Source organism: Pseudomonas sp. BF-RE-25, assembly GCF_019956105.1.
Lineage (GTDB): Bacteria > Pseudomonadota > Gammaproteobacteria > Pseudomonadales > Pseudomonadaceae > Aquipseudomonas > Aquipseudomonas migulae.
In genome coordinates this window covers 112,557-135,018 of the sequence record NZ_JAHBDB010000097.1, presented here as the reverse complement: position 1 = coordinate 135,018, position 22,462 = coordinate 112,557, and the positions used below count along the sequence as shown (strand labels likewise).

The 22,462-nt window shown below is 60.2% G+C and carries 17 protein-coding genes; 16 read left to right on the top strand and 1 reads right to left on the bottom strand.

Annotated elements, in window-relative coordinates:
* Positions 1–80: 80 nt before the first annotated feature.
* A complete protein-coding gene (gene phhA / locus KGB24_RS29165; RefSeq protein WP_223416455.1) occupies positions 81–866 on the bottom strand; it encodes a phenylalanine 4-monooxygenase in 786 nt (261 codons plus the stop codon).
* A 381-nt stretch (positions 867–1,247) separates the two neighbouring features.
* Between phhA and KGB24_RS29160 the strand changes: the two genes are divergently transcribed.
* The 16 genes from KGB24_RS29160 to KGB24_RS29085 all read left to right on the top strand — a co-directional run bounded on the left by KGB24_RS29160 (position 1,248) and on the right by KGB24_RS29085 (position 22,412).
* On the top strand, positions 1,248–2,807 hold the full coding sequence (locus tag KGB24_RS29160; RefSeq protein ID WP_008030481.1) for a sigma-54-dependent phenylalanine hydroxylase transcriptional regulator PhhR: 1,560 nt from the start codon (positions 1,248–1,250) through the stop codon (positions 2,805–2,807).
* A gap of 240 nt (positions 2,808–3,047) precedes the next feature.
* The gene (locus KGB24_RS29155) at positions 3,048–3,788 is read left to right on the top strand and encodes a flagellar basal body rod protein FlgF (protein ID WP_223416456.1); all 741 of its coding nucleotides are present in this window, start codon (positions 3,048–3,050) and stop codon (positions 3,786–3,788) included.
* Positions 3,789–3,833: 45 nt separating this feature from the next.
* Positions 3,834–4,619 carry a flagellar basal-body rod protein FlgG gene (gene flgG / locus KGB24_RS29150; RefSeq protein ID WP_008030483.1) on the top strand — a complete coding sequence of 262 codons (786 nt, stop codon included), beginning with the start codon at positions 3,834–3,836 and terminating at the stop codon, positions 4,617–4,619.
* Between the two features lie 52 nt (positions 4,620–4,671).
* Positions 4,672–5,367 carry a flagellar basal body L-ring protein FlgH gene (gene flgH, locus KGB24_RS29145; RefSeq protein ID WP_008030484.1) on the top strand — a complete coding sequence of 232 codons (696 nt, stop codon included), beginning with the start codon at positions 4,672–4,674 and terminating at the stop codon, positions 5,365–5,367.
* A 27-nt stretch (positions 5,368–5,394) separates the two neighbouring features.
* On the top strand, positions 5,395–6,483 hold the full coding sequence (locus KGB24_RS29140) for a flagellar basal body P-ring protein FlgI (RefSeq protein WP_050550358.1): 1,089 nt from the start codon (positions 5,395–5,397) through the stop codon (positions 6,481–6,483).
* Between the two features lie 11 nt (positions 6,484–6,494).
* A complete protein-coding gene (gene flgJ, locus KGB24_RS29135) occupies positions 6,495–7,781 on the top strand; it encodes a flagellar assembly peptidoglycan hydrolase FlgJ (RefSeq protein ID WP_223416457.1) in 1,287 nt (428 codons plus the stop codon).
* A gap of 22 nt (positions 7,782–7,803) precedes the next feature.
* On the top strand, positions 7,804–9,870 hold the full coding sequence (flgK, locus tag KGB24_RS29130) for a flagellar hook-associated protein FlgK (protein WP_223416458.1): 2,067 nt from the start codon (positions 7,804–7,806) through the stop codon (positions 9,868–9,870).
* A gap of 13 nt (positions 9,871–9,883) precedes the next feature.
* Positions 9,884–11,488, top strand: coding sequence for a flagellar hook-associated protein 3 (locus KGB24_RS29125; protein WP_223416459.1), 1,605 nt, complete (start codon positions 9,884–9,886; stop codon positions 11,486–11,488).
* A gap of 124 nt (positions 11,489–11,612) precedes the next feature.
* On the top strand, positions 11,613–15,191 hold the full coding sequence (locus KGB24_RS29120; RefSeq protein ID WP_223416460.1) for a glycosyltransferase: 3,579 nt from the start codon (positions 11,613–11,615) through the stop codon (positions 15,189–15,191).
* Positions 15,192–16,125: 934 nt separating this feature from the next.
* Positions 16,126–16,899 (top strand): glucose-1-phosphate cytidylyltransferase, encoded by a 774-nt coding sequence (gene rfbF / locus KGB24_RS29115; RefSeq protein ID WP_008035281.1) that lies wholly within the window; start codon positions 16,126–16,128, stop codon positions 16,897–16,899.
* Positions 16,881–17,963, top strand: coding sequence for a CDP-glucose 4,6-dehydratase (gene rfbG / locus KGB24_RS29110; protein ID WP_207285378.1), 1,083 nt, complete (start codon positions 16,881–16,883; stop codon positions 17,961–17,963). Before rfbF ends, rfbG begins: the two co-directional genes overlap by 19 nt.
* Positions 17,960–18,520, top strand: coding sequence for a dTDP-4-dehydrorhamnose 3,5-epimerase family protein (locus KGB24_RS29105; RefSeq protein ID WP_008035278.1), 561 nt, complete (start codon positions 17,960–17,962; stop codon positions 18,518–18,520). Before rfbG ends, KGB24_RS29105 begins: the two co-directional genes overlap by 4 nt.
* Complete coding sequence (locus KGB24_RS29100; RefSeq protein WP_223416461.1) at positions 18,517–19,743, top strand: class I SAM-dependent methyltransferase; 1,227 nt, start codon at positions 18,517–18,519, stop codon at positions 19,741–19,743. Before KGB24_RS29105 ends, KGB24_RS29100 begins: the two co-directional genes overlap by 4 nt.
* On the top strand, positions 19,740–20,597 hold the full coding sequence (locus KGB24_RS29095) for an NAD-dependent epimerase/dehydratase family protein (protein WP_008035274.1): 858 nt from the start codon (positions 19,740–19,742) through the stop codon (positions 20,595–20,597). The genes KGB24_RS29100 and KGB24_RS29095 overlap by 4 nt, the downstream gene beginning before the upstream one ends.
* Complete coding sequence (locus KGB24_RS29090) at positions 20,587–21,657, top strand: class I SAM-dependent methyltransferase (RefSeq protein WP_223416462.1); 1,071 nt, start codon at positions 20,587–20,589, stop codon at positions 21,655–21,657. Before KGB24_RS29095 ends, KGB24_RS29090 begins: the two co-directional genes overlap by 11 nt.
* A gap of 17 nt (positions 21,658–21,674) precedes the next feature.
* The gene (locus KGB24_RS29085) at positions 21,675–22,412 is read left to right on the top strand and encodes a cephalosporin hydroxylase family protein (protein WP_008035271.1); all 738 of its coding nucleotides are present in this window, start codon (positions 21,675–21,677) and stop codon (positions 22,410–22,412) included.
* Positions 22,413–22,462 lie beyond the last annotated feature (50 nt).

Below are 22,462 nucleotides of genomic sequence, written 5' to 3'. Positions count from 1 at the left end.
TGGAAATCGGCCGTCAGTGCAACCACGCTAAACCAAAGCGTCGATTCCTGACAGGCTCACTTGATTCTAAAAGCTGCGGATCACGCGGCTTTCGGCGGAAATTTCGGTGCGTGCAAGCCCAGCTGCATGCCTTGCTTGACCATGCCCATGATGTCTTCGTGGGCGAGGTCGAACAGACGCTTGAGGTTCGGCAAGACGAAATACAGCGGTTGCAGGATGTCGATGCGGTAAGGCGTGCGCATGCATTCCAGTGGGTCGAAGGCCTGATGCTCAGGTTCGCTCGACAGGCTGTAAACGGTTTCTTTCGGCGAGGAGAGAATGCCGCCGCCGTAAATGCGCTGGCCTTGCGGGGTATCGACCAGGCCGAACTCGATGGTCATCCAGTACAAGCGCGCCAGGTACACGCGTTCTTCCTTGGAGGCCTTCAGGCCGAGTTTGCCGTAGGTGTGGGTGAATTCGGCGAACCAAGGGTTGGTCAGCAGCGGGCAGTGACCAAAGATCTCGTGGAAAATGTCCGGCTCTTGCAGGTAATCCAGCTCTTCGCGGGTACGAATAAACGTCGCCACCGGAAACTGCTTGTTGGCCAGTAATTCAAAGAAGGTCTGGAAAGGAATCAGTGCGGGTACTCGGGCAACCTGCCAGCCGGTGGTTTCACCGAGGACTTTGTTGATTTCGCCGAGTTGCGGAATGCGGTCGTGGGGCAGACCGAGTTTTTCGATACCGTCCAGGTATTCCTGGCACGCACGCCCTTCGATCACTTTCAGTTGGCGAGTGATCAGCGTGTTCCACACCGCGTGTTCTTCGGCGGGGTAGTCGATAAAACCTTGCGCATCGGGCTCGCGAGCCACGTACTGCGACTGCTTCATGCTGCTCTCCTGCTAGGGGATTTCGTTCTTGTTATGTCCTGCTATGGACTTAGAAATACCTCAGGAATTGCGATGTTGCAGCACGTGTAAGCCGTCGCGTGTAGGAAAAATCGTTGGTTTTCGTAAACTTTTCGTTACGGATTGACGGCTGTGGCGCTGTGCGTGAGTTTTTCGGGTTTGAAATGGCTTGAAGGTGTCACATAATCTTGACGACTATCTGAGCGCGCCCAGAGAAAATTTCCCCTGTGGCCCTCGATTGATTGGTAAACCGCTGTATGTAGGAGCCGGCTTGCCGGCGATAGCGTTCTCAAGGACGCCATCGCCGGCAAGCCGGCTCCTACAGGGAGCGATTCATCGCCTTAATTTACCTTCGGGCCTTTTATGCGTATCAAAGTCCACTGCCAAAATCGCATCGGCATCCTGCGCGACATTCTCAATTTGCTGGTCGAGTACGGGATCAACGTCGCTCGCGGTGAAGTGGGTGGCGAGCATGGCAACGCGATCTACCTGCATTGCCCGAACCTGATCAATATTCAGTTCCAGGCGTTGCGTCCGAAATTCGAGTCGATTGCCGGGGTCTTTGGCGTCAAGCGTGTAGGCCTCATGCCGAGCGAGCGTCGGCACATGGAACTCAATGCTTTGCTCGGCGCCCTGGAATTTCCGGTGTTGTCGATCGACATGGGCGGCTCGATTGTCGCGGCTAACCGCGCGGCGGCGCAGTTGCTCGGCGTGCGTGTCGATGAGGTGCCGGGGATTCCCTTGTCGCGTTACGCCGAGGATTTCGATTTGCCGGAACTGGTGCGCGCCAACAAGTCGCGGATCAACGGGCTGCGAGTCAAGGTCAAGGGCGACGTGTTTCTGGCCGACATCGCGCCGCTGCAATCGGAGCATGACGACAGCGAGGCCATGGCCGGCGCGGTGCTGACGCTGCACCGTGCCGACCGGGTAGGGGAGCGCATTTATAACGTGCGCAAACAGGAACTGCGCGGGTTCGACAGCATCTTCCAAAGCTCGAAAGTGATGGCGGCGGTGGTGCGTGAAGCCCGGCGTATGGCACCGCTGGATGCGCCACTATTGATAGAAGGCGAAACCGGCACCGGCAAGGAACTGCTGGCACGCGCCTGCCACCTGGCGAGCCCTCGGGGGCAGTCGCCACTGATGGCGCTCAATTGCGCCGGCCTGCCGGAGTCCATGGCCGAGACGGAACTGTTCGGCTACGGCCCCGGCGCGTTCGAAGGCGCCCGTGCCGAAGGCAAGCTCGGGCTGTTGGAACTGACGGCGGGCGGTACGCTGTTTCTCGATGGCGTGGGTGAAATGAGCCCGCGCTTGCAGGTGAAATTACTCAGATTCCTGCAGGACGGTTGCTTCCGTCGTGTAGGCAGTGATGAAGAGGTTTACCTCGATGTGCGAGTGATCTGTGCAACGCAGGTCGACCTGTCGGAATTGTGCGCTCGTGGCGAGTTTCGCCAGGATTTGTATCACCGCTTGAACGTGCTTTCGCTGCATATCCCGCCACTGCGCGAATGCCTGGATGGTTTGACGCCGCTGGTGGAGCACTTCCTTGATCAGGCCAGTCGGCAGATCGGTTGTGCGCTGCCGAAGCTGGCGCCGGCGGCCATGGAGCGGCTCAGTCACTATCATTGGCCGGGCAACGTTCGGCAGTTGGAGAACGTGCTGTTTCAGGCGGTTTCGTTATGCGAGGGCGGGACGGTCAAGGCAGAGCATATTCGCCTGCCGGATTATGGCGTGCGTCAGCCGCTTGGCGATTTTTCGCTTGAGGGTGGGTTGGATGAGATTGTCGGGCGTTTTGAAAAAGCCGTGCTTGAGCGTTTGTATTCGGAGCATCCGAGCAGTCGGCAACTGGGCAAGCGGTTGGGGGTTTCGCATACCACCATTGCCAATAAGTTGCGTGAGTATGAAGTCGGCAAGACCGAGTCCTAGCTGACGTTTGCTGTGTTTGTGCCGGCCTCTTCGCGAGCAACCTTTGGATCATGCGTTGCCACTTACCGGCATAACACCGCCGGTTTTTCGTCTTTGACACATTCCCCTGTTTCCCCCTGAACGCCCCAAGTCCTTTGTTTGCCGGGCTCCGCGCCGCCAGAAAAAAGTTGGTCTGCAAATTGCTTATCGCTCAGCAGTACAGCGGTGGGCGGCAAACGTCCGGCATGCAGAGGAAAGAGTGTGGACAAGTACCTTTATGTGGCAATGACCGGCGCCAGCCAGAATGCACTGGCGCAGAAGGCTCATGCGAACAACCTGGCGAACATCTCCACCAACGGCTTCCAGAAAGACCTGGAGCAGGCGCGTTCGATGCCGGTGTTCGGTGACAGCTTTCCGGCGCGTGCGTTTGCGATGTCCGAACGTCCGGCCACCGACTTCTCCGCGGGCTCTCTGGTACAAACCGGTCGCGACCTCGACGTCGCGGTGCAGGGCAACGGCTGGCTCGCGGTGCAGAACCCCGACGGCGGTGAAAGCTACGTGCGCACCGGCAGCCTGAACGTTGACGCTCTGGGCGTGTTGCGAGCCGGCAACGGCATGCCGGTGATGGGCAATGGCGGGCCGATTTCCGTGCCGCCCGAGCAGCAAATCGAAGTGGGTGAAGACGGCACCGTCAGCATTCGTGCGATGGGCGAAGGCCCTCGCGTGATGGCCGAAGTCGACCGCATCAAGCTGGTCAACCCGGACTTCAAGAACATGACCAAAGGCCTGGACGGTTCGATCCACACCAAGGATGGCAAGCCGGCGCAAGCCGATGCCAACGTCAAACTGGTGTCCGGGTTCCTGGAGTCGAGCAACGTCAATGCCGTGGAAGAGATGACTTCGGTACTGGCGCTGGCCAAGCAGTTCGAGCTGCACATCAAGATGATGAACACCGCCAAAGATGACGACCAGGCCATGGCTCGGGTCTTGCAGATCAGCTAATTATCAGAACGTCGCGCCGTAAAACAGGCGCACGAGGAGAATCGAATGCTTCCGGCTCTATGGGTTGCCAAAACAGGTCTGTCCGCCCAGGACACCAACCTGACGACCATTTCCAACAACCTGGCGAACGTGTCGACCACGGGTTTCAAACGTGACCGCGCCGAGTTCCAGGACCTGCTGTACCAGATCAAACGCCAGCCAGGCGCCCAGTCGACCCAGGACAGCGAACTGCCGTCGGGTCTGCAATTGGGTACCGGTGTGCGCATTGTCGGCACCCAGAAAAACTTCAACGCCGGTAGCCTGCAAACCACCGAGCAACCGTTGGACATGGCCATCGACGGTCGCGGTTTCTTCCAGATCCTGCAACCGGACGGCACCACGTCCTACACCCGTGACGGTACGTTCCACCTCGACTCCAACGGTCAGATCGTCAACGCCAGCGGCTTCGCCCTGGAGCCGGCCATTGTCATTCCGAACGACGCGCAGACCTTCACGGTCGGTCGCGACGGCACCGTGTCCATCACCGTCGCCGGCAACCCGGCATCCCAGGTGATCGGCAACCTGCAAACCGCCGACTTCATCAACCCGGCCGGCCTGCAAGCGGTGGGTAACAACCTGTTCCTGGAAACCGCTGCCAGCGGCGCGCCGCAAGTCGGCACGCCAGGCCTGGCCGGTTTCGGCACCACGCTGCAGAACACCCTGGAAACTTCCAACGTCAGCACCGTTGAAGAGATGGTCAACATGATCACCACTCAGCGCGCCTACGAGATGAACTCCAAGGTGATCTCCACCGCCGACCAGATGCTCTCGTTCGTAACGCAGAATCTGTAATCAAGCCTATGAGGCGGTCATGAGGCCGCCTGCAACACCGTGAGGTAGGGTCATGAATCGCTTTGTATCTGTCCTGGCACTGAGTGGCGTCGCCGCGCTGGCGGGTTGCGTCGGTCCGACGCCCAAGCCCAATGACCCTTACTACGCCCCGGTGTTGCCGCGTACGCCATTGCCGGCTGCCGCGAACAACGGCTCGATCTACCAGGCCGGTTTTGAACAGAACCTGTACAGCGACCGCAAGGCGTTCCGGGTCGGTGACATCATCACCATCACCCTGAACGAAAAAACCCAGGCCAGTAAAAATGCCAACTCGCAAGTGGCCAAGAACAGCAAGGCCGGCATCGGTCTGACGTCGCTGTTCGGTGTGGTGCCCAACACTAACAGCCCATTCAGTGACAATGATCTGACACTGAATGCGAGTTACAGCGGCGACCGCGCGACCAAGGGCGACAGCAAGGCCGGGCAGGGCAACAGCCTCACTGGTTCGATCACCGTGACCGTCGCCGACGTCTTGCCCAACGGCATCATTGCCGTGCGCGGCGAGAAGTGGATGACGCTCAATACCGGTGATGAGCTGGTACGGATTGCCGGCCTGGTCCGGGCCGATGACATCGCGACCGACAACACGGTTTCGTCGACACGCATCGCCGATGCACGCATCACCTATTCGGGCACCGGTTCGTTTGCCGATGCGAGTCAGCCAGGCTGGTTCGACCGTTTCTTCCTCAGCCCGCTGTTCCCTTTCTAGGTGGTCACGTTGAATTTCAAACACCTGATGGTGGCTGCGTTCCTGATGTCCGCAGCCTTTGGTGCTCAGGCTGAGCGGCTGAAGGATATCGCCAGTATTTCCGGCGTACGTTCCAACCAATTGATCGGCTACGGTCTGGTGGTCGGGCTTAACGGTACCGGCGACCAGACGACGCAGACGCCGTTCACCCTGCAAACCTTCAATAACATGCTCTCGCAGTTCGGCATCAAGGTGCCGGCGGGTTCCGGCAACGTGCAGTTGAAGAACGTCGCGGCGGTATCGATCAGTGCCGACTTGCCGGCCTTCGCCAAACCGGGTCAGCAGGTGGACATTACCGTGTCCTCCATCGGTAACTCCAAGAGCCTGCGTGGCGGCACCTTGCTGCTGACGCCGCTCAAGGGTATCGACGGCAACGTTTACGCGGTCGCCCAAGGCAACCTGGTCGTCGGCGGTTTTGATGCTGAAGGTCGCGACGGTTCGAAGATCACCGTCAACGTTCCGTCGGCTGGTCGCATCCCTGGTGGTGCGTCGGTCGAACGTTCGGTGCCGAGCGGTTTCAACCAGGGCAACAGCCTGACGTTGAACCTCAACCGTTCCGACTTCACTACCGCCAAGCGCATCGTCGACAAGATCAACGACATGCTCGGCCCTGGCGTTGCCCAGGCCATCGACGGCGGTTCGATTCGCGTCAGTGCGCCGCTGGATCCGAGCCAGCGCGTCGACTATCTGTCGATCATCGAGAACCTTGAAGTCGATCCGGGTCAGGCGGTGGCGAAAGTCATCATTAACTCCCGCACCGGCACCATCGTGATCGGCCAGAACGTCAAGGTGTCCCCGGCCGCCGTGACTCACGGCAGCCTGACCGTGACCATCACCGAAGACCCGATCGTCAGCCAGCCCGGCCCTCTGTCCAATGGTCAGACCGCTGTCGTGCCGCGCTCGCGGGTCAACGCCCAGCAGGAAGCCAAGCCGATGTTCAAGTTCGGCCCGGGCACCACCCTCGACGAGATCGTGCGTGCGGTGAACCAGGTCGGCGCGGCGCCAGGTGACTTGATGGCAATCCTTGAAGCACTGAAACAGGCCGGCGCGTTGCAAGCCGACCTGATCGTGATCTGAGGCCGGCGACCATGGATATGCACAAGAGTGGTCTGGTCAGCAGCGCCGATTCGGGGTCCTATTCGGACCTCAATCGCCTGAACCAGCTCAAGGTCGGCGACAAGAACAGTGACGAAAACCTGCGCAAAGTGGCGCAGGAATTCGAGTCGCTGTTCCTCGGTGAAATGCTCAAGTCCATGCGCAAGGCGACCGACACGCTGGCTGAGGGCAATCCGCTCAACACGCCGGCGGCCAAACAGTACCAGGAAATGTACGACCAGCAGTTGGCCGTTTCCATGTCCCGCGAGGGCGGTGGTATTGGTCTGGCGGACGTGCTGATGCGCCAGATGTCGAAGAACAAACCATTGGCTCCGGGCGAAGCGGCAACGCTGTCGGCGGCCAAGCAGGAAGCGGCAAAAGCGGCGGCACAGACGCCGGTGGCGGCGGGCACGGTCGGGACTAACGGGCCGCTGTCGCGAGTCAATGGCCAGCGTCCGTTGTGGGCTTCGCGCTCGATCAGCGCTCCACAGGCGGCAGGCGAGGGCGCACATCGCAACGACATGGCGCTGATCAATCAGCGACGCCTGGCGTTGCCACCGAAACTGGCTGACCGCTTGCTGGCGGGCCTGGTGCCTTCGGCGACGACGACCGCCGCGACGCTCAATAACACTCGATTGGCAGAGCGCAACACGTCGACCGGTTCGGGGCCTTTGTTCAACGGTGACTGGCTGGCGACTGCGCAAGCGTCATCGAGCACGGGTTTGCAGATTCATGGTCGTGCCATCGCTCAGATACCGTTGGCACCGGCGAAAAAAGCCTTCAGTTCTGCCGACCAGTTCGTCAACACCATGTTGCCGATGGCCAAGGAAGCCGCCGAGCGCATCGGCGTCGATCCGCGTTACCTGGTGGCCCAAGCGGCGCTGGAAACCGGCTGGGGCAAATCGGTCATGCGCGCACAGGATGGCAGCAGCAGCCACAACCTGTTCGGCATCAAGGCCAGCAGCAGCTGGAAGGGCGATTCGGCGCGCGCGATCACCAGCGAATTCAGAAATGGCGCGATGGTCAAGGAGACGGCCGAGTTCCGTTCCTATGACTCTTACAAGGACAGCTTCCATGACCTTGTGACTTTGTTGCAAACCAACAATCGCTATCAAGATGTCGTGAAGTCGGCCGATAACCCAGAACAGTTTGTACGCGAGTTGCAAAAGGCCGGTTACGCAACCGACCCGGACTACGCGAGCAAGATTTCGCAGATAGCCAAGCAGATGACGAGTTACCAGAACTACGCTGCGGCGGGCGTTTCCACCACGCCTTTATAGGCACAAGGATTAAGGTCGAACCATGAGTTTGCTCAATATCGGGATGTCGGGTCTGGCCGCTGGCCAATCCTCGTTGATGACCACCGGCAACAACATTGCCAACGTCGACACCGCCGGGTACTCGCGCCAGCAAACAGTGCAGGGCACCAAGGCCTCGCAGCAGTTCGGCAATGTCTACATCGGCACCGGCACGACCCTGGCCGATGTGCGTCGCGTGTACAACAGCTACCTCGATGCGCAGTTGCAGACCACCACCTCGCTCAACAGCGATTCGGCCGCCTACCTGAATCAGGTCACGCCGCTGGACAAATTGCTCTCCGACACCAGTACCGGCCTGAACGGCGCACTGACCAAGTTTTTTGCCTCGGTGCAGAACGTCAACGCCAAGCCGGGTGACGACGCGTCCCGCCAGTTGCTGCTCAGCGATTCTCAGGCCTTGAGCAACCGTTTCAACTCGATCTCCGCGCAGTTGACCCAGCAGAATGCCAATATCAACGGCAACCTGACGAACATGGCAGATCAGGTCAACAAGCTGGCCGCTACCGTGGCGCAGTTGAACCAGAAGATCTCCGAGGTTTCCAGCACCGGCGGCATGCCGAACGATCTGCTCGATGCCCGTAACGAAACCGTGCGCCAACTGTCGACCTTTACCGGTGCGCAAGTGGTGGAGCGTGAAGGCAGCCTCGACATTTACCTGGGCAGCGGTCAGCCGCTGGTCATTGGCAACACGTCCAGCAAACTTGAGGCGGTGCCAAGCAAAGAAGATCCGGGCCGTCTGGCGCTGCAGCTCAATCGCGGTTCGAGCACCATCGACATCACGTCGATCATGACCGGCGGCGAAATCGGCGGCCTGCTGCGTTATCGCAGCACCGTGCTGGACCCGTCCATGAATGAGCTGGGCCGTGTGGCGCTTGTTGTTGCCGATCAGATGAACAGCCTTCAGGCCCAGGGCATCGACAAGAACGGTGCCTTCGGTTCGAACCTGTTCACCAACATCAATTCGGCCAAGCTGGTCTCGGAGCGCAGCGTCGCCAGCACGAGCAACTTGGGCGCCGGCAACTTCGATGTGAGCATCAAGGACACTGGCAAGCTGACCATCAATGATTACAAGGTCACGTTTACCACCGCTACCGATTACACCGTTCAGCGCCTGCCGGACAACACGTCCATGGGCAGCTTCAGCACTGCACCGCCGGTAACCGCTCCGGTCTTTGACGGTATTGAGCTGAAGTTCAACGCGGCTTCTGCCACGGCGGGCGACACCTTCAGGATCACCCCGACCCGCGATGCTGCGGCGAACATCAAGACCGAGATGACCGACTCCAAGCGTCTGGCCATCGCGGCACCGCTGGGCGCGGCTATTGCGGCGAGCGGCAGTGGCAGCGGCACCCTGACGATCCCGGCCAGCGGTCAACCGACCCTGACCACCAAGTTCGATATCTACGACTCGGCGACCGCCACCGCGATGCAGAACGGCTTGAAAAACTCCACGCCGACCAAGGTGGTATTTGGTGCGGTGTCCGCCGACGGCACGAGCCAGACCTACCAGTTCCTGGACGCCAATGGCGGTTTGATCAGCGGCGGCACCATCAAACCAGGTGAGAGCAACACCCTGAACCTGAGCATTCCGCTCAAGGATGCGACGGGTGCGCCGATCCCGCCAGCGCCTGCCACTCAGTACACCGCGACCTTCAGCATGACCTTCGCCGGCGCCCCGAGCAACGGCGCGGCAATCAACGTTTCGCTCACTCAGCCGGGCAGCCTGGACAACCGTAATGGCACCGCTCTGGCCGGCTTGCAGACCGCGCAAACCGTGGACACCGGTTCGGCCAGCAAAGGCATTTCCCTGAACGACGCTTACGGCAAACTGGTCGAGGGCGTGGGTTCCAAGGCTGCACAGGGCAAGCTCGACAACGCGGCGACTGGCGCCATCCTGGCGAATGCCAAGGGTGCACGCGACTCGCTCTCGGGTGTCGACCTCGATGAGGAAACCGGCAACCTGGTCAAGTATCAGCAGTACTACACCGCGTCTTCGCAGATCATCAAGGCTGCGCAGGCTATCTTCAGCACACTGATCAACAGTCTTTAAGGAGTCGTAGCCCATGCGCATTTCTACCGCCCAGTTTTACGAGTCCTCGGCTGCCAACTATCAGAAAAACTTCGCCAACGTGGTCAAGAGCAGCGAAGAGGCGAGCAGCCTGGTTCGCGTCAACACCGCCGCGGATGATCCGGTCGGTGCCTCGCGGCTGCTGCAATTGGGTCAGCAGGCTTCGATGCTCGATCAGTTCTCGAACAATATGACGACGATCAAAGCCACGCTTGGCCAGACTGAAGCCGTCATGACCAGTATCGGCAACGTGCTGCAGCGCGCCAAGGAACTGGCCCTGGGTGCCGGCAACGCCGGTTATACCGATGCCGACCGCCAGGCCAACGCTTCGGAACTCAGCCAGATCGAAGAACAGCTGTTGAGCCTGATGAACACCAAGGACGAAAACGGCAAATACATTTTCGCCGGTTCCAAGGGCGATACCGTTCCGTTCACGCGCAATTCCGACGGCACCTACAGCTATAACGGCGATCAGGTCACGCTGGACCTGCCGATTGGCGATACCCAGTCGATGGCTACCAACAGCACCGGTTGGGCTGTGTTCCAGCAAGCCATCAATACCAGTCGCACACAGTCCACCATGACCTCGCCGACGGCAGCCGTTGATGGTGGTCGTGTGGTGCTTTCCAATGGTCAGGTAGGTTCCGATGTGACCTACAACGCCAAGTTCCGCGCTGGCGAGCCTTACACCGTGAATTTCCTCAGCCCTACGCAACTGGAAATCCGGGATTCGCTGGGTAATGACGTCACGTCCGAAGCCTCTGGCAATGGCGTGTTCAGCGCCACTGGCGGTGCGGCCACGCAGACGATCAATTTCCGTGGCGTTGACCTGAAGTTGAACATCAACATGAAGGCCGGTGATGTTCCTGCGACCGTGTTTCCGGCGCCTCCGTCCCCCAATGCCTACAGCTTCACCCTGGCGGCCAAGCCGGACAGCTTCAATGCGACCCGTGCTCCGGGCAACGTGTCTAGCGAAGTGATCACCAATACGAGTATCACCAACAGTGCCGCCTACCACGCCAGCTTTCCGGAAGGCGAGGCTGTTCTCAAGTTCACCAGCCCCACGGCTTTCGACTTGTATGCCGCGCCTCTGACCGCTAACAGCAAGCCGGTTTCCAGTGGCGTTCTGGCGGGCAACGTCGCCACCGCATCGGGTGTCGCTTTTACGCTGAGCGGCGCACCGGCGCCATCAATGCTTGCCGGCGATCAGTTCTCTGTCACGGTCAACACCCATCAGACGCAGAACATTCTGGACACCGTCAGCCAGCTGAAAACCGCGCTGTCGACGCCAACCAACAACGATCCGCTGGCCATTCAGAAGCTCAACGCGGCCATTGGTTCGGGCATCGGCAACCTGGCCAGTGGCATGGACCAGTTGACCTCCGGTATCAGTTCCGTGGGTGGGCGCGGTGCGTCGCTGACGACTCAGACCGATATCAACCAGAGCCTGGTGCTGGCCAACACGCAGACCCAGGGGGCGATCCGTGATTCGGACCCGGCCACGGTGATGACCCGTCTGACCTTGCAGCAAACCATGCTGCAGGCGTCGCAACTGGCGTTCAGCAAAATCGCTCAGTTGGGGCTGTTCAACAAAGTCTGAGTCAAGGCCTTCGCGCTGTTGGCGCGCAGGTTGAGGCACCGAGTGCAAACCGTCTTTTTTCAGCGGTTCAGGGCTGCTCCACTCGTTCCAGAGTGAGCGCCCGCCGCTCGTGAGTTCCCCCGCCGTGAAACCAGCTCCTCTTGTCAGTATTGCCATTCCCGCCTACAACCCGCTGTACTTTCAGGCTGCGCTGCAAAGTGCTCTGAATCAGACCTATGCGTCGCTTGAAGTGATCGTGTGTGACGACAGCGACAGCGACGAAATCCATGAGCTGGTCCAGGCCTGCACGGTGCCGCAAACAGTGACATTGCGCTATGTGCGCAATGAGCAACGCCTGGGGTTTCAGGGGAATCTGATGGCCTGCGCCGAGCTGGCAACCGGGGAGTACCTCAAGCTTCTCTGTGATGACGATCAGTTGCTGCCTGAGAGTATTGCCCGTCAGGTGCAGGGCTTCATTGACCATGACGACGTGAATCTGGTGGTTGCTCAGCGTCAGTATTGCGACGGCGATTACCTGCTGCTTCCGGAGCGTCTGGAGAACTCCAGCTTTGCCTCCGGAGATACGCTGTTCAAGGGTGAAGACTTGCTGGATGTGCTGGAAAGCACGGCCGTCAACTTTCTCAGCAATCTGAGTGGCGCACTGATGCGTACTCATCAGGTGCTGGAGTATCTGCCCGCATTGACCCAGATCGGCGAAGGGTTTGTCGCCCGTCTCGATTTCGCCTTGTTCGTCTGCCTGTTGCGTCGTGGCAATCTGGCGGTCATGGGGCAGGTGCTCAGCTTTGAACGCTTGCACCCGGCGCGCATGAGCAATCAATTGGAGGTCCAGCAGGCCGTGGCGGTCGAGCTTGGCTGGCTGACCCAGATGCTGGCGGTGCGCAGTGGCGAGCCGGCCCCTGCGCCGGGGCATGTTCGCTATATCGATCTGGCCAGCGCCGCCCTTGGTGAGCCGTATGCCTGGGATGAAATGGCGCTGAGCCGTTCTCTGGGCTTTTCCGCGACCTTGATACGTTCGCGGGTGGGTGAAAACTGCGACAGCTTCGCTGATGTGTACCAGCAATGGCTGGCCTGTCGCACCTTGAACCCGGCCCAGCAGCGCCTGTTGCCCACGCGCCTTGCGTCGTGGGCTTGGCAGCCGCGAATTGTGCCGGTGGTGATTGATGCCGACGCGGATGAAGCGGCACTCGGTGTCACACTGGAGAGCATCGAAGGGCAGGTCTATGCCGCCGAAACGGTGTTGGTGCTCTCCGGTGAAAATCGTGCCGGCGCCCTTGCTGGCAACGTGATTCGTGTGACCTTGCAAGGTGACGGGCTTGAGCAGCTCAATGGCCTGCTGATGCAGGCGGACAGTGCGGACTGGTTCTATCTTCTGCGGGCCGGTGATCGCCTGAATGAACTGGCCTTGCTGCTATTGGCCGAGCGGATGGTCGAGAGTGCCGACGCGCTGTGTATCTATACCGATGAAGGCGGTTTGCGCAATGACCTGTCGGTCGAGCCGATCTTCAAGTCCGATTTCAATCTGGATCTGTTGCGCAGTTATCCCTATGTCGGTCGGTCACTGGCCATTCAGCGTCAGGGCTTTGTGGCCGCTGGCGGTTTCAACCCGGACTTCGCTGAACTCGGCCCTCATGACCTGGTCTGGCGTCTCGTCGAAAACCACGGCGCACATGTTGTGGAACATGTCGCCCAAGTGCTGGTCGAGTCCTCGTTCGGCTTGTCGCAATGGCTCGCTCTGCCGCAGGTTATCGAACAAAACTCCCGCGTGCTGACCGCGCACCTTGATCGCATCGGCGTTGCACACGAAGTTCGCGAAGGCAGCGTGCCGCTGATCAATCGAATTGACTACCACCATGGCGTTCAGCCGCTGGTGTCCATTGTTGTGGTGATGCGGGACCGGCTCGGCCCGCTTCAGCGCTGCATCGAGAGTGTGCTGGAACATACGGCGTATGCTCACTACGAATTGTTGATCGTGGACAACGCAAGCACCTCGAGCGAGGCTCAGGACTGGCTGGCCGCCATGTCACAAATGGGTGGCGAAAAATTGCGCGTGCTGCACTGCGATTACGCCGATAACCCGGCTGCGGCGCAGAACTTCGCTGTTGCTCAGGTTCGCGGCGAGTATGTGCTGTTGCTCAGTCCCGACAGCCTGATCGTCAACCGCGACTGGCTTGACGAACTGCTGAATCAAGGCTTGCGTCCGGAAGTGGGCGTCGTGGGTGGCCGAATGGTCAGCCCCAAGGGGCGCATTGAAGGTTCGGCCCTGGTGCTGGGGATGCGCGGCCCTGTCGGCGTGCCTTGGCGCGGGGAAGTGATGACTGCCTCGGGGTATATGCAGCGCCAGCAGGCGGTACAGAATTTGAGCGCTGTGAGCACCGAGTGCATGCTGGTCCGCAAGCAGGTGTTCGATGAGCTTCAGGGGTTTGACGAGCAAGTCTTTTCCCACAGGCTCGGCGGCCCTGACTTCTGTCTGCGTGTCAGGCAGAAGGGGTATCTGGTTGTCTGGACGCCGTATGCCGAGTCGGTCCACGTGGCGGCCGAGACGGAGAGCGGGCCCGTGGTGTCAACGCTGGTGGCTGAGCACAAGGCGTTTTATCAGCGCTGGCTGCCGATCATCGCCAGAGATCCGGCGTACAACGTCAACCTGAGCCTCAACACCAATAATTTCAGTCTTGAGCCTGGTTTCAAGAACGATTGGAATCCGTTCGCCCGCCACATGCTGCCACGGGTTCTGGCAATCCCGATCAACGAGACCGCTGTCGGGCATTACCGTGTCACCCAGCCATTTCTCGAGCTGGAGGCTGCGGGGCAAGTGCTCGGTAATCTTTCGTTCCATACGCCTTCGGACATTGAGCTGGAACGTCAGTCGCCCGACGTCATCATTCTGCAAGGGCGCTACAGCGAAAGCGCGGTGAATGAAGTGGAGCGGGTCAGGAACAGTTCGCGAGCCTTCCGGATCTTCGAGCTTGATGACTATGTCATCGATGTGCCGAAGAAAAATGCTCACGTGCGCAAGGCCATCGTTGGCGTTGAACAGATCGTGCGGCGTGCGATCGGGCTGTGTGACCGTGTGGTGGTGTCGACTCAGCCGCTGGCCGATGCTCTCAAAGGCATGCATGACGATATTCGTGTGGTGCCGAACATGCTCGCTCCGCATCTGTGGACCGGCCTGAGCAGTCAGCGACGTACGTCACGCAAACCGAGGGTAGGCTGGGGTGGTGGGACCAGTCACGATGGGGATCTGGCGATCATTGCCGAGGTCGTTCGTCTGCTGGCGGATGAAGTGGAATGGGTGTTCTTCGGCATGTGCCCGCCGGCACTCAAGCCTTTCGTGCATGAATTCCATCCCGCCGTTGGGCTGCAGGCTTACCCCGCGAAACTCGCGAGCCTGAACCTTGATCTGGCATTGGCGCCGTTGGAGTTTCACATCTTCAACGACTGCAAGAGCAACTTGCGCCTGCTGGAATATGGCGCGTGCGGGTACCCAGTGATCTGCACCGACACTGAGGCTTATCGGGGTTATCTGCCTTGTACCAAGGTGGTGAGCAACAGTACCGAGGAATGGCTTGAGGCGATTCGTATGCACCTCGATGACCCGGACGCGAGTTACCGCATGGGTGACGCGTTGCGCGAGGAAGTGCTGCGCGACTATATGCTGCGGGGCAACAACCTGAATTACTGGGCTGAGGGTTGGTTGCCGAACTGACCTTTGTGATTGGGGGCATATCCGTTATTGGGGTAATGGCGGCTATTGGTTTCGCCCTTACGGCGAGTCACTTGGAAAAGCGCCAAGTAACCAAGCGCTTTTGCCCCTTTCGTTCGGTGCCTCGCTCCGGTCCTGCTCCGTGGGCCCGCCGCGATCGGCCATCCCTGGCCGTGCGCGGCTAACCCGGCATCCATGCCGGGTTGCCCACTGCGCAGAACCTGCGCTCGGCCTCTCGAGGGGGCGACTACCGCCACAGCCGCCGAGGCGGCCTGAAAGCCGACCTGACTCTTTGGATGTCCGCGCCGCCCTTCTTGGCTGCGTTCACTCATTCCGGACCTGTACACCAATCCCCTGTAGGAGCCGGCTTGCTGGCGATGGCGTCCTTTCAGACGATAGGTGTGTCGACTGACCCACCGCTATCGCCGGCAAGCCAGCTCCTACAGTTGATCGTATTTATCCAAACACATACGCATTTCCCTTGTAGGAGCCAGCTTGCTGGCGATGGACGTCAACGATAACGCGGGTTGTCTGAATGAACGCGTTGCCCCGACGTTTTTCGCCGGCAAGCCGGCTCCTACAGGAGATCGGCGTACGCTTTTGCTTTCCACCACTCATCAGGCCGAGCGTTAGCTCGCCTTCCGCTTTTGATTTTGAGGTACACGACCCCTCACGCCCTGAGCCTGTCCGTCAACCTGTGACTACCTCCATCGGCGCCTCTACCAACATTGATCCGCGGCGCTTTTACGTTTCTGACCCTTGCCCACCACAGCGAAAGAGCTGGCGCGTTTCCTGCAAGCCCCCCCGATATCGCCATAAAACGAGCACTTCCGGTCAATCCAGAAGCGCCCTGACCGGCATTGAAGGTTTTATCCAGAAGGCCTGCAAAAGCTTGATACAGCTTGGCTGAGCCCTGTGACGAACAAGAGGGGAGACGATGAAGGCAGTTATTTTGGCGGGCGGCCTGGGCACGCGCATCAGTGAGGAGTCGCACCTCAAACCCAAGCCGATGATTGAAATCGGTGGCAAGCCAATTCTCTGGCACATCATGAAGCAGTACTCCGCTCACGGGATCCATGACTTCGTGATTTGCCTGGGCTACAAGGGCTATGCGATCAAGGACTTCTTCGCCAACTACTTCCTGCATACCTCCGACGTCACGTTCGACATGTGCAACAACCGCATGGACGTTCACCAGAACTACAGCGAGCCATGGCGCGTGACCCTGATCGACACGGGCGAAGACACCATGACCGGTGGCCGTCTGCGTCGCGCCGCACGTTATCTGGAAGGCGAACAGGCGTTCTGCTTTACCTACGGCGATGGCGTTTCCGACCTTAATATCGGCGCCCTGGTGGATTTTCACCTGACTCACGGCAAGCTCGCGACCGTCACCGCTGTGCAGCCACCGGGCCGTTATGGCGCCCTGGAGCGTGACGGTGACAGCGTCAAAGGTTTCATTGAAAAGCCGCGCGGCGACGGCGGCTGGATCAATGGCGGTTTTTTTGTGCTGTCGCCAAAAGTACTGCCATACATTGCTGACGACCAGACGTCCTGGGAGGCCGAGCCGCTGGCCGCGCTGGCCGATGAACAGCAGCTGCAAGCGTTTCAGCACGATGGCTTCTGGCATCCGATGGACACCCTGCGCGACAAAAACCACCTTGAGCAGCTATGGCTGAGCGGGGAGGCCCCATGGAAGCAATGGGACTGAGTCCGGAGTTCTGGCGCGGCAAGCGGGTTCTACTGACGGGCCATACCGGTTTCAAAGGCAGTTGGCTGACGTTGTGGCTGCAAAGCCTGGGCGCGAAAGTCAGCGGGTTTTCCCTCGATCCGTCCACCGAGCCGAGCCTGTTCGAACTGGCGCGTGTTCACGAAGGCATCAACGATCAGCGCGGCGACCTGCGTGATCTGGGGGCCCTGCTTGAACTGATCGCCGACACCCAACCGGAAATCGTCCTGCACCTGGCGGCCCAGCCGCTGGTGCGCGAGGGTTATCGCGATCCGCTGGGGACTTACTCCAGCAACGTCATGGGCACCCTGAACCTGCTTGAAGCGATCCGTCAGGTCGGCGGCGTGCGCGCCTGCGTGCTGGTGACCACCGACAAGGTCTACGCCAATCAGGAATGGTTGTGGCCATACCGTGAAAACGAAGCCCTCGGCGGCCACGATCCTTACAGCAGCAGCAAAGCCTGCTGCGAGTTGCTGGCGCAGTCGTATGCGGCGTCGTTTTTTCCGGCCGAGAAGTATGCCGAACACGGTCTGGCCCTGGCCACGGCCCGAGCCGGCAACGTGTTGGGCGGCGGTGATTTTGCCCCTGAACGTTTGATTCCCGATGTCCTGAAAGCCTGGTCCGCCGACGAGCCGGTGACCCTGCGCTACCCGCAAGCAGTCCGCCCGTGGCAACACGCGCTGGAGCCGCTGGCCGGTTATCTGCAACTGGCCGCCGGTCTTTACGAGCGAGGCCCCGAGTTCGCCGGTGCGTGGAACTTCGGCCCGAGCGAAGCGGACATGTGCAGCGTCGGCGAAGTGGTCGAACTGCTCGCCAACCGCTGGCCACAAGCGCGCGGATTGCGTATCGAACCGAGTGAACTGCATGAAGCAGGCCTGTTGCGCCTGGACAGCAGCCGCGCGCGCCAACTGTTGGCCTGGCAGCCGCGCTGGTCGTTGCAGCAATGCCTGACCCAGACCCTCGACTGGCATCTGGCCTGGCAAAACGGCGACGACATGCGTGGCATCACGTTGGGTCAGTTGAACCTGTACCGAGGCGCGTTGTGAGCGAATTTTTGTTGAAAGCGCTACCGCTGACGGGCTTGTTCAGTGTGCAGCACAAACGCTTTGAAGACGATCGCGGGCACTTCGCCCGGTTGTTCTGCGAGGGCAGCCTGAGCGCCTTCGGCCAAGCGTTTTCCATTCGCCAGATCAACCATTCCTGCACCCGTGCACGCGCGAGTGTGCGTGGCCTGCATTACCAGAATGCCAACGCGCCGGAAGCCAAGCTCATCACCTGTCTGCGCGGTGAAGTCTGGGATGTGGCGGTGGACTTGCGGCCTGACTCGGCAACCTTCCTGCACTGGCACGCCGAGCACCTGCGCGCCGGCGACGGTCGCAGCCTGCTCATTCCTGCCGGTTTCGCCCACGGCTTCCAGACCCTGACCGACGACGCCGAATTGCTTTACCTGCACAGCGCCGATTACGCGCCGGAGCATGAAGGCGGCTTGTCGGTGAACGATCCACGGCTGGCGATTGCCTGGCCGTTGCCTGTCAATAATCTGTCAGCCAGGGACGCCAGCCATCCCTTGCTCGATGAACGCTTCGCTGGAGTGCGTCTATGAACTGCCGTGGTTGCGGTACTCCTTTGGCCTTGCCGCTGATCGACCTTGGCACCTCGCCGCCGTCGAACGCCTACGTTCGTGCCGATCAGCTGGAACAGGCTGAACAGTGGGTGCCCCTGAAGGTTGCGGTGTGTCAGCAGTGCTGGTTGGTGCAAACCGAAGATTACACCAGCGCCGACAGCCTGTTCGACGCTGAGTATGCTTATTTCAGTTCGTTCTCCAGCACCTGGCTGGCGCATGCCGATCGCTACGTTGCCGAGATGGTCGAGCGCTTCGGCCTGACCGCCGACAGCCGTGTGGTGGAAATCGCTGCCAATGACGGTTACCTGTTGCAGTACGTCGCCGGTCGCGGCATTCCTTGCCTTGGCGTAGAGCCGACCCACAGCACCGCGCAAGCGGCGCGGGAAAAAGGCCTGGAGATCCGCGAGTTGTTCTTCGGCCGTCACACCGCTGCGCAATTGGTCGGCGAAGGCTGGTCTGCGGACCTGATGGCCGCCAACAACGTGTTGGCTCACGTGCCGGACATCAATGATTTCCTCGGTGGTTTCGCGACCTTGCTCAAGCCGACCGGTGTGGCGACTTTCGAGTTTCCTCAACTGCTGACGCTGATGGCCGGGCAACAGTTCGACACGCTGTATCACGAGCACTATTCCTACCTGTCCCTGACCGCCGTGCAGACATTGTGCGAACGCAACGGCCTGGAAGTGTTCGACGTCAGTCAGCTGTCGACCCACGGCGGTTCGCTGCGGGTTTTCGTCCAGCGCGCTGATGGCGTTCGTCGTGACGTGCAGCCTGCGGTTGCTCAGCAACTGCAAGCCGAAATCGCCGCAGGGGTGAAAACCCCCGAGTACTACGCGACCCTCGCGCCGGCCGCCGAACGTATCAAACACGAACTGCTGCGCTTTCTGCTGGAGGCCAAGGCTGACGGCAAACGTGTGGTCGGTTACGGTGCCGCCGCCAAGGGCAACACCTTGCTCAACTACGCCGGGGTCAAGCCGGACCTGTTGGCCTGGGTCGCCGACGCCAACCCGCACAAACAGGGCAAGTACTTGCCTGGCAGTCGCATTCCGATAGTTTCGCCGGCGCAGATCGAGTTGGAAAAACCGGATTACGTGCTGGTGTTGCCGTGGAACCTGTTGCACGAAGTCAGCCAGCAACTGGCTCAGGTGCGTCAGTGGGATGGCCGCTTCGTGATCGCCGTGCCTGAGTTGACCGTCCTGTGAAAGTGCTGGTGACCGGTGCCACCGGGTTCGTCGGCCGCCATTTGGTCGCGGCGTTGCTCGCCCGTGGTTGCGCAGTTCGCGCGGTGGCGCGCAACGCCGAAACCGCCGCGAGCTTGCCGTGGATCAATGCCGTGGAGTTCATCAAGGCGGATATTCACGGCGCAGACCTGGATATTGGCGCGTTGACCGATGGCATCGACGCCTTGGCGCATCTGGCCTGGCCGGGTTTGCCCAACTATCAGGCGCTGTTTCACTTCGAGCACAACCTGATGGCCGATTTCCGCTTCATCAAGGGCGCGGTGGAGGCGGGCGTACCACAAGTGCTGGTCACGGGCACCTGCTTCGAATACGGGATGCAGAGCGGGCCGCTCGACGAGCAGACCGCGCCGCAGCCGGGCAACCCGTACGGGTTGGCCAAAAACACCCTACGTCTGTTCCTCGAAAACCTGCAGCGGGTTCAACCGTTCACGCTGCAATGGGCGCGGCTGTTTTACCTGCACGGCGCGGGGCAAAACCCCAACAGTCTGCTCGCGGCGCTGGACCGGGCGATCGATGCCGGCGACGAGCGCTTCAACATGTCGGGCGGCGAACAATTGCGCGATTACCTGGCGATCGAGACGGCTGCCGGTTACCTCGCGGCGATCATGCAGCAGCGTGATTTCGATGGCGTGATCAATTGCGCCAGCGGCCAACCGATTTCGGTAAGGGCACTGGTCGAACAGCGTGTGCGTGAGCGCGGCGCTTCGATCGATTTGAACCTGGGCCATTACCCGTACGCGACCCACGAGCCCATGGCGTTCTGGGGCGTGGCGGACCGTATGCAACAGCTACTGGGAGCAGAGCATGAGGCATGAGTTGTATCGGGTCGCCGACCTGCCGGTGTTGCAGAACCGCACCTTTGCCGACCCGGCCTCGGCCAAGGCTTCGGCGAGGGCCGACATGGTACTGGTGCAAGATGAAAAGAGCGGGTTGATCTTCAACCAGGCCTTCGATGCCGACAAGCTCAGCTACGACGCCGACTACCAGAACGAGCAGGCGCATTCCGGCCAGTTCCAGAAGCACCTGAGCGATGTCGAAGGCATCATTGCCCGCCACTTCAAAGGGCAGGAACTGATCGAAGTCGGTTGCGGCAAAGGCTACTTTCTCGAACTGCTCAAAGGCCTGGGCTACGCCATCACCGGCATCGACCCGGCCTATGAAGGCAACAACGCCGACGTGATCAAGGCGCCGTTCACCCGTGGCCTCGGCCTGGCGGCAGACGCCATCGTGCTGCGTCATGTGCTGGAACACATCCAGGACCCGGTGAGTTTTCTGGCCGAGATGGCCGACGCCAATCAGGGCGGGCAGATCTACATCGAAGTGCCGTGCTTCGACTGGATCCTCGAACACCGCGCCTGGTTCGACCTGTTCTATGAGCACGTCAATTATTTCCGCCTCGATGACCTGCGCCGGATGTTCGGCACCGTGCATGAGGCCGGTCACCTGTTCGGTGGCCAATACCTGTACATCGTCGCGGACCTTGCGACCTTGCGCCTGACCCCGGAACAACCGGTGTCACGCCTGGACCTGCCGGGTGGTTTTACCGGCAGCCTCGAGCGCGCGGTGCAAATCATTCAGGCAAACCCGGAGCAGGGTTCGGCGATCTGGGGCGCATCGTCCAAAGGCGTGATCTATTCGCTGTTCCTGCAACGGGCCGGTGTGGCGGTGGATCGCGTGGTGGATATCAACCCGGCCAAACAGGGGCGGTATCTGCCTCTGAGCGGCGCGCGCGTGTCCTCGCCCCAGGAGGCGATGGACGCCTTGCCCGAAGGCGCCAACCTGTTTGTGATGAACTCCAACTACCTCGAAGAAATCAAGCGGATGACCGGTGGACGCTACGTCTATCACGCCGTAGACAGCGCTTCGTTCCAGTGACTATTGAGACTTATAAAATGACCGACAACACCATCAATAAAGCGTTCGAAGCCGAGTGCCAGGCAGAAATCGCGCGTCAGGGCGATGACCAGAAACTCACCGGCCTGGCCCGGGATTTCTTCAACGAATCGGCCCGGCACAAATACAGCTACCACTTCTCGTGGATGGGCCGTCCGATCATCCAGTTGCCGCAAGACATGATGGCAATGCAAGAGATCATCTGGCAGGTCAAGCCGGACCTGGTGATCGAATGCGGCATCGCCCATGGCGGTTCGATCATCTACTACGCATCGCTGCTGGAACTGCAGGGCCACGGTGAAGTGCTGGGCATCGACCTCGATATTCGTGCGCATAACCGCGAAGCCATCGAAAGCCATCCGATGAGCAAACGCATCTCGATGATCGAAGGTTCGAGTATCGACCCGGCTATCGCCGCACAAGTGCGCGCCGCGGCCGAGGGCAAGAAAGTCATCCTGGTGCTGGACTCCAACCACACCCACGATCACGTGCTCGAAGAACTGCGTTTGTATGCACCACTGGTGTCGGTGGACAGCTACTGCGTCGTGATGGACACCGTGGTCGAAGACATGCCGGAAGATGCATTCCCGGACCGTCCATGGGGCAAGGGTGACAACCCGAAAACCGCAGTCTGGGCCTACCTGGAAGAAAACCGCGATTTCGAGATCGACCGTGCGATGGACAACAAACTGCTGATTTCAGTTGCGCCGGATGGCTACCTGCGCCGCGTGCGTTAAGCGACACCTTTATTCAAGCGTTCATCAGGCAATCGGTCTGTGGTGGGGAA

Coding starts and splice junctions, on each gene's coding strand:
- phhA (WP_223416455.1), bottom strand. CDS start 866: ATGAAGCAGTCGCAGTACGTGGCTCGCGAGCCCGATGCGCAAGGTTTT.
- KGB24_RS29160 (WP_008030481.1), top strand. CDS start 1,248: ATGCGTATCAAAGTCCACTGCCAAAATCGCATCGGCATCCTGCGCGAC.
- flgG (WP_008030483.1), top strand. CDS start 3,834: ATGCTTCCGGCTCTATGGGTTGCCAAAACAGGTCTGTCCGCCCAGGAC.
- flgH (WP_008030484.1), top strand. CDS start 4,672: ATGAATCGCTTTGTATCTGTCCTGGCACTGAGTGGCGTCGCCGCGCTG.
- KGB24_RS29140 (WP_050550358.1), top strand. CDS start 5,395: ATGGTGGCTGCGTTCCTGATGTCCGCAGCCTTTGGTGCTCAGGCTGAG.
- flgJ (WP_223416457.1), top strand. CDS start 6,495: ATGGATATGCACAAGAGTGGTCTGGTCAGCAGCGCCGATTCGGGGTCC.
- flgK (WP_223416458.1), top strand. CDS start 7,804: ATGAGTTTGCTCAATATCGGGATGTCGGGTCTGGCCGCTGGCCAATCC.
- KGB24_RS29125 (WP_223416459.1), top strand. CDS start 9,884: ATGCGCATTTCTACCGCCCAGTTTTACGAGTCCTCGGCTGCCAACTAT.
- rfbF (WP_008035281.1), top strand. CDS start 16,126: ATGAAGGCAGTTATTTTGGCGGGCGGCCTGGGCACGCGCATCAGTGAG.
- rfbG (WP_207285378.1), top strand. CDS start 16,881: ATGGAAGCAATGGGACTGAGTCCGGAGTTCTGGCGCGGCAAGCGGGTT.
- KGB24_RS29100 (WP_223416461.1), top strand. CDS start 18,517: ATGAACTGCCGTGGTTGCGGTACTCCTTTGGCCTTGCCGCTGATCGAC.
- KGB24_RS29090 (WP_223416462.1), top strand. CDS start 20,587: ATGAGGCATGAGTTGTATCGGGTCGCCGACCTGCCGGTGTTGCAGAAC.
- KGB24_RS29085 (WP_008035271.1), top strand. CDS start 21,675: ATGACCGACAACACCATCAATAAAGCGTTCGAAGCCGAGTGCCAGGCA.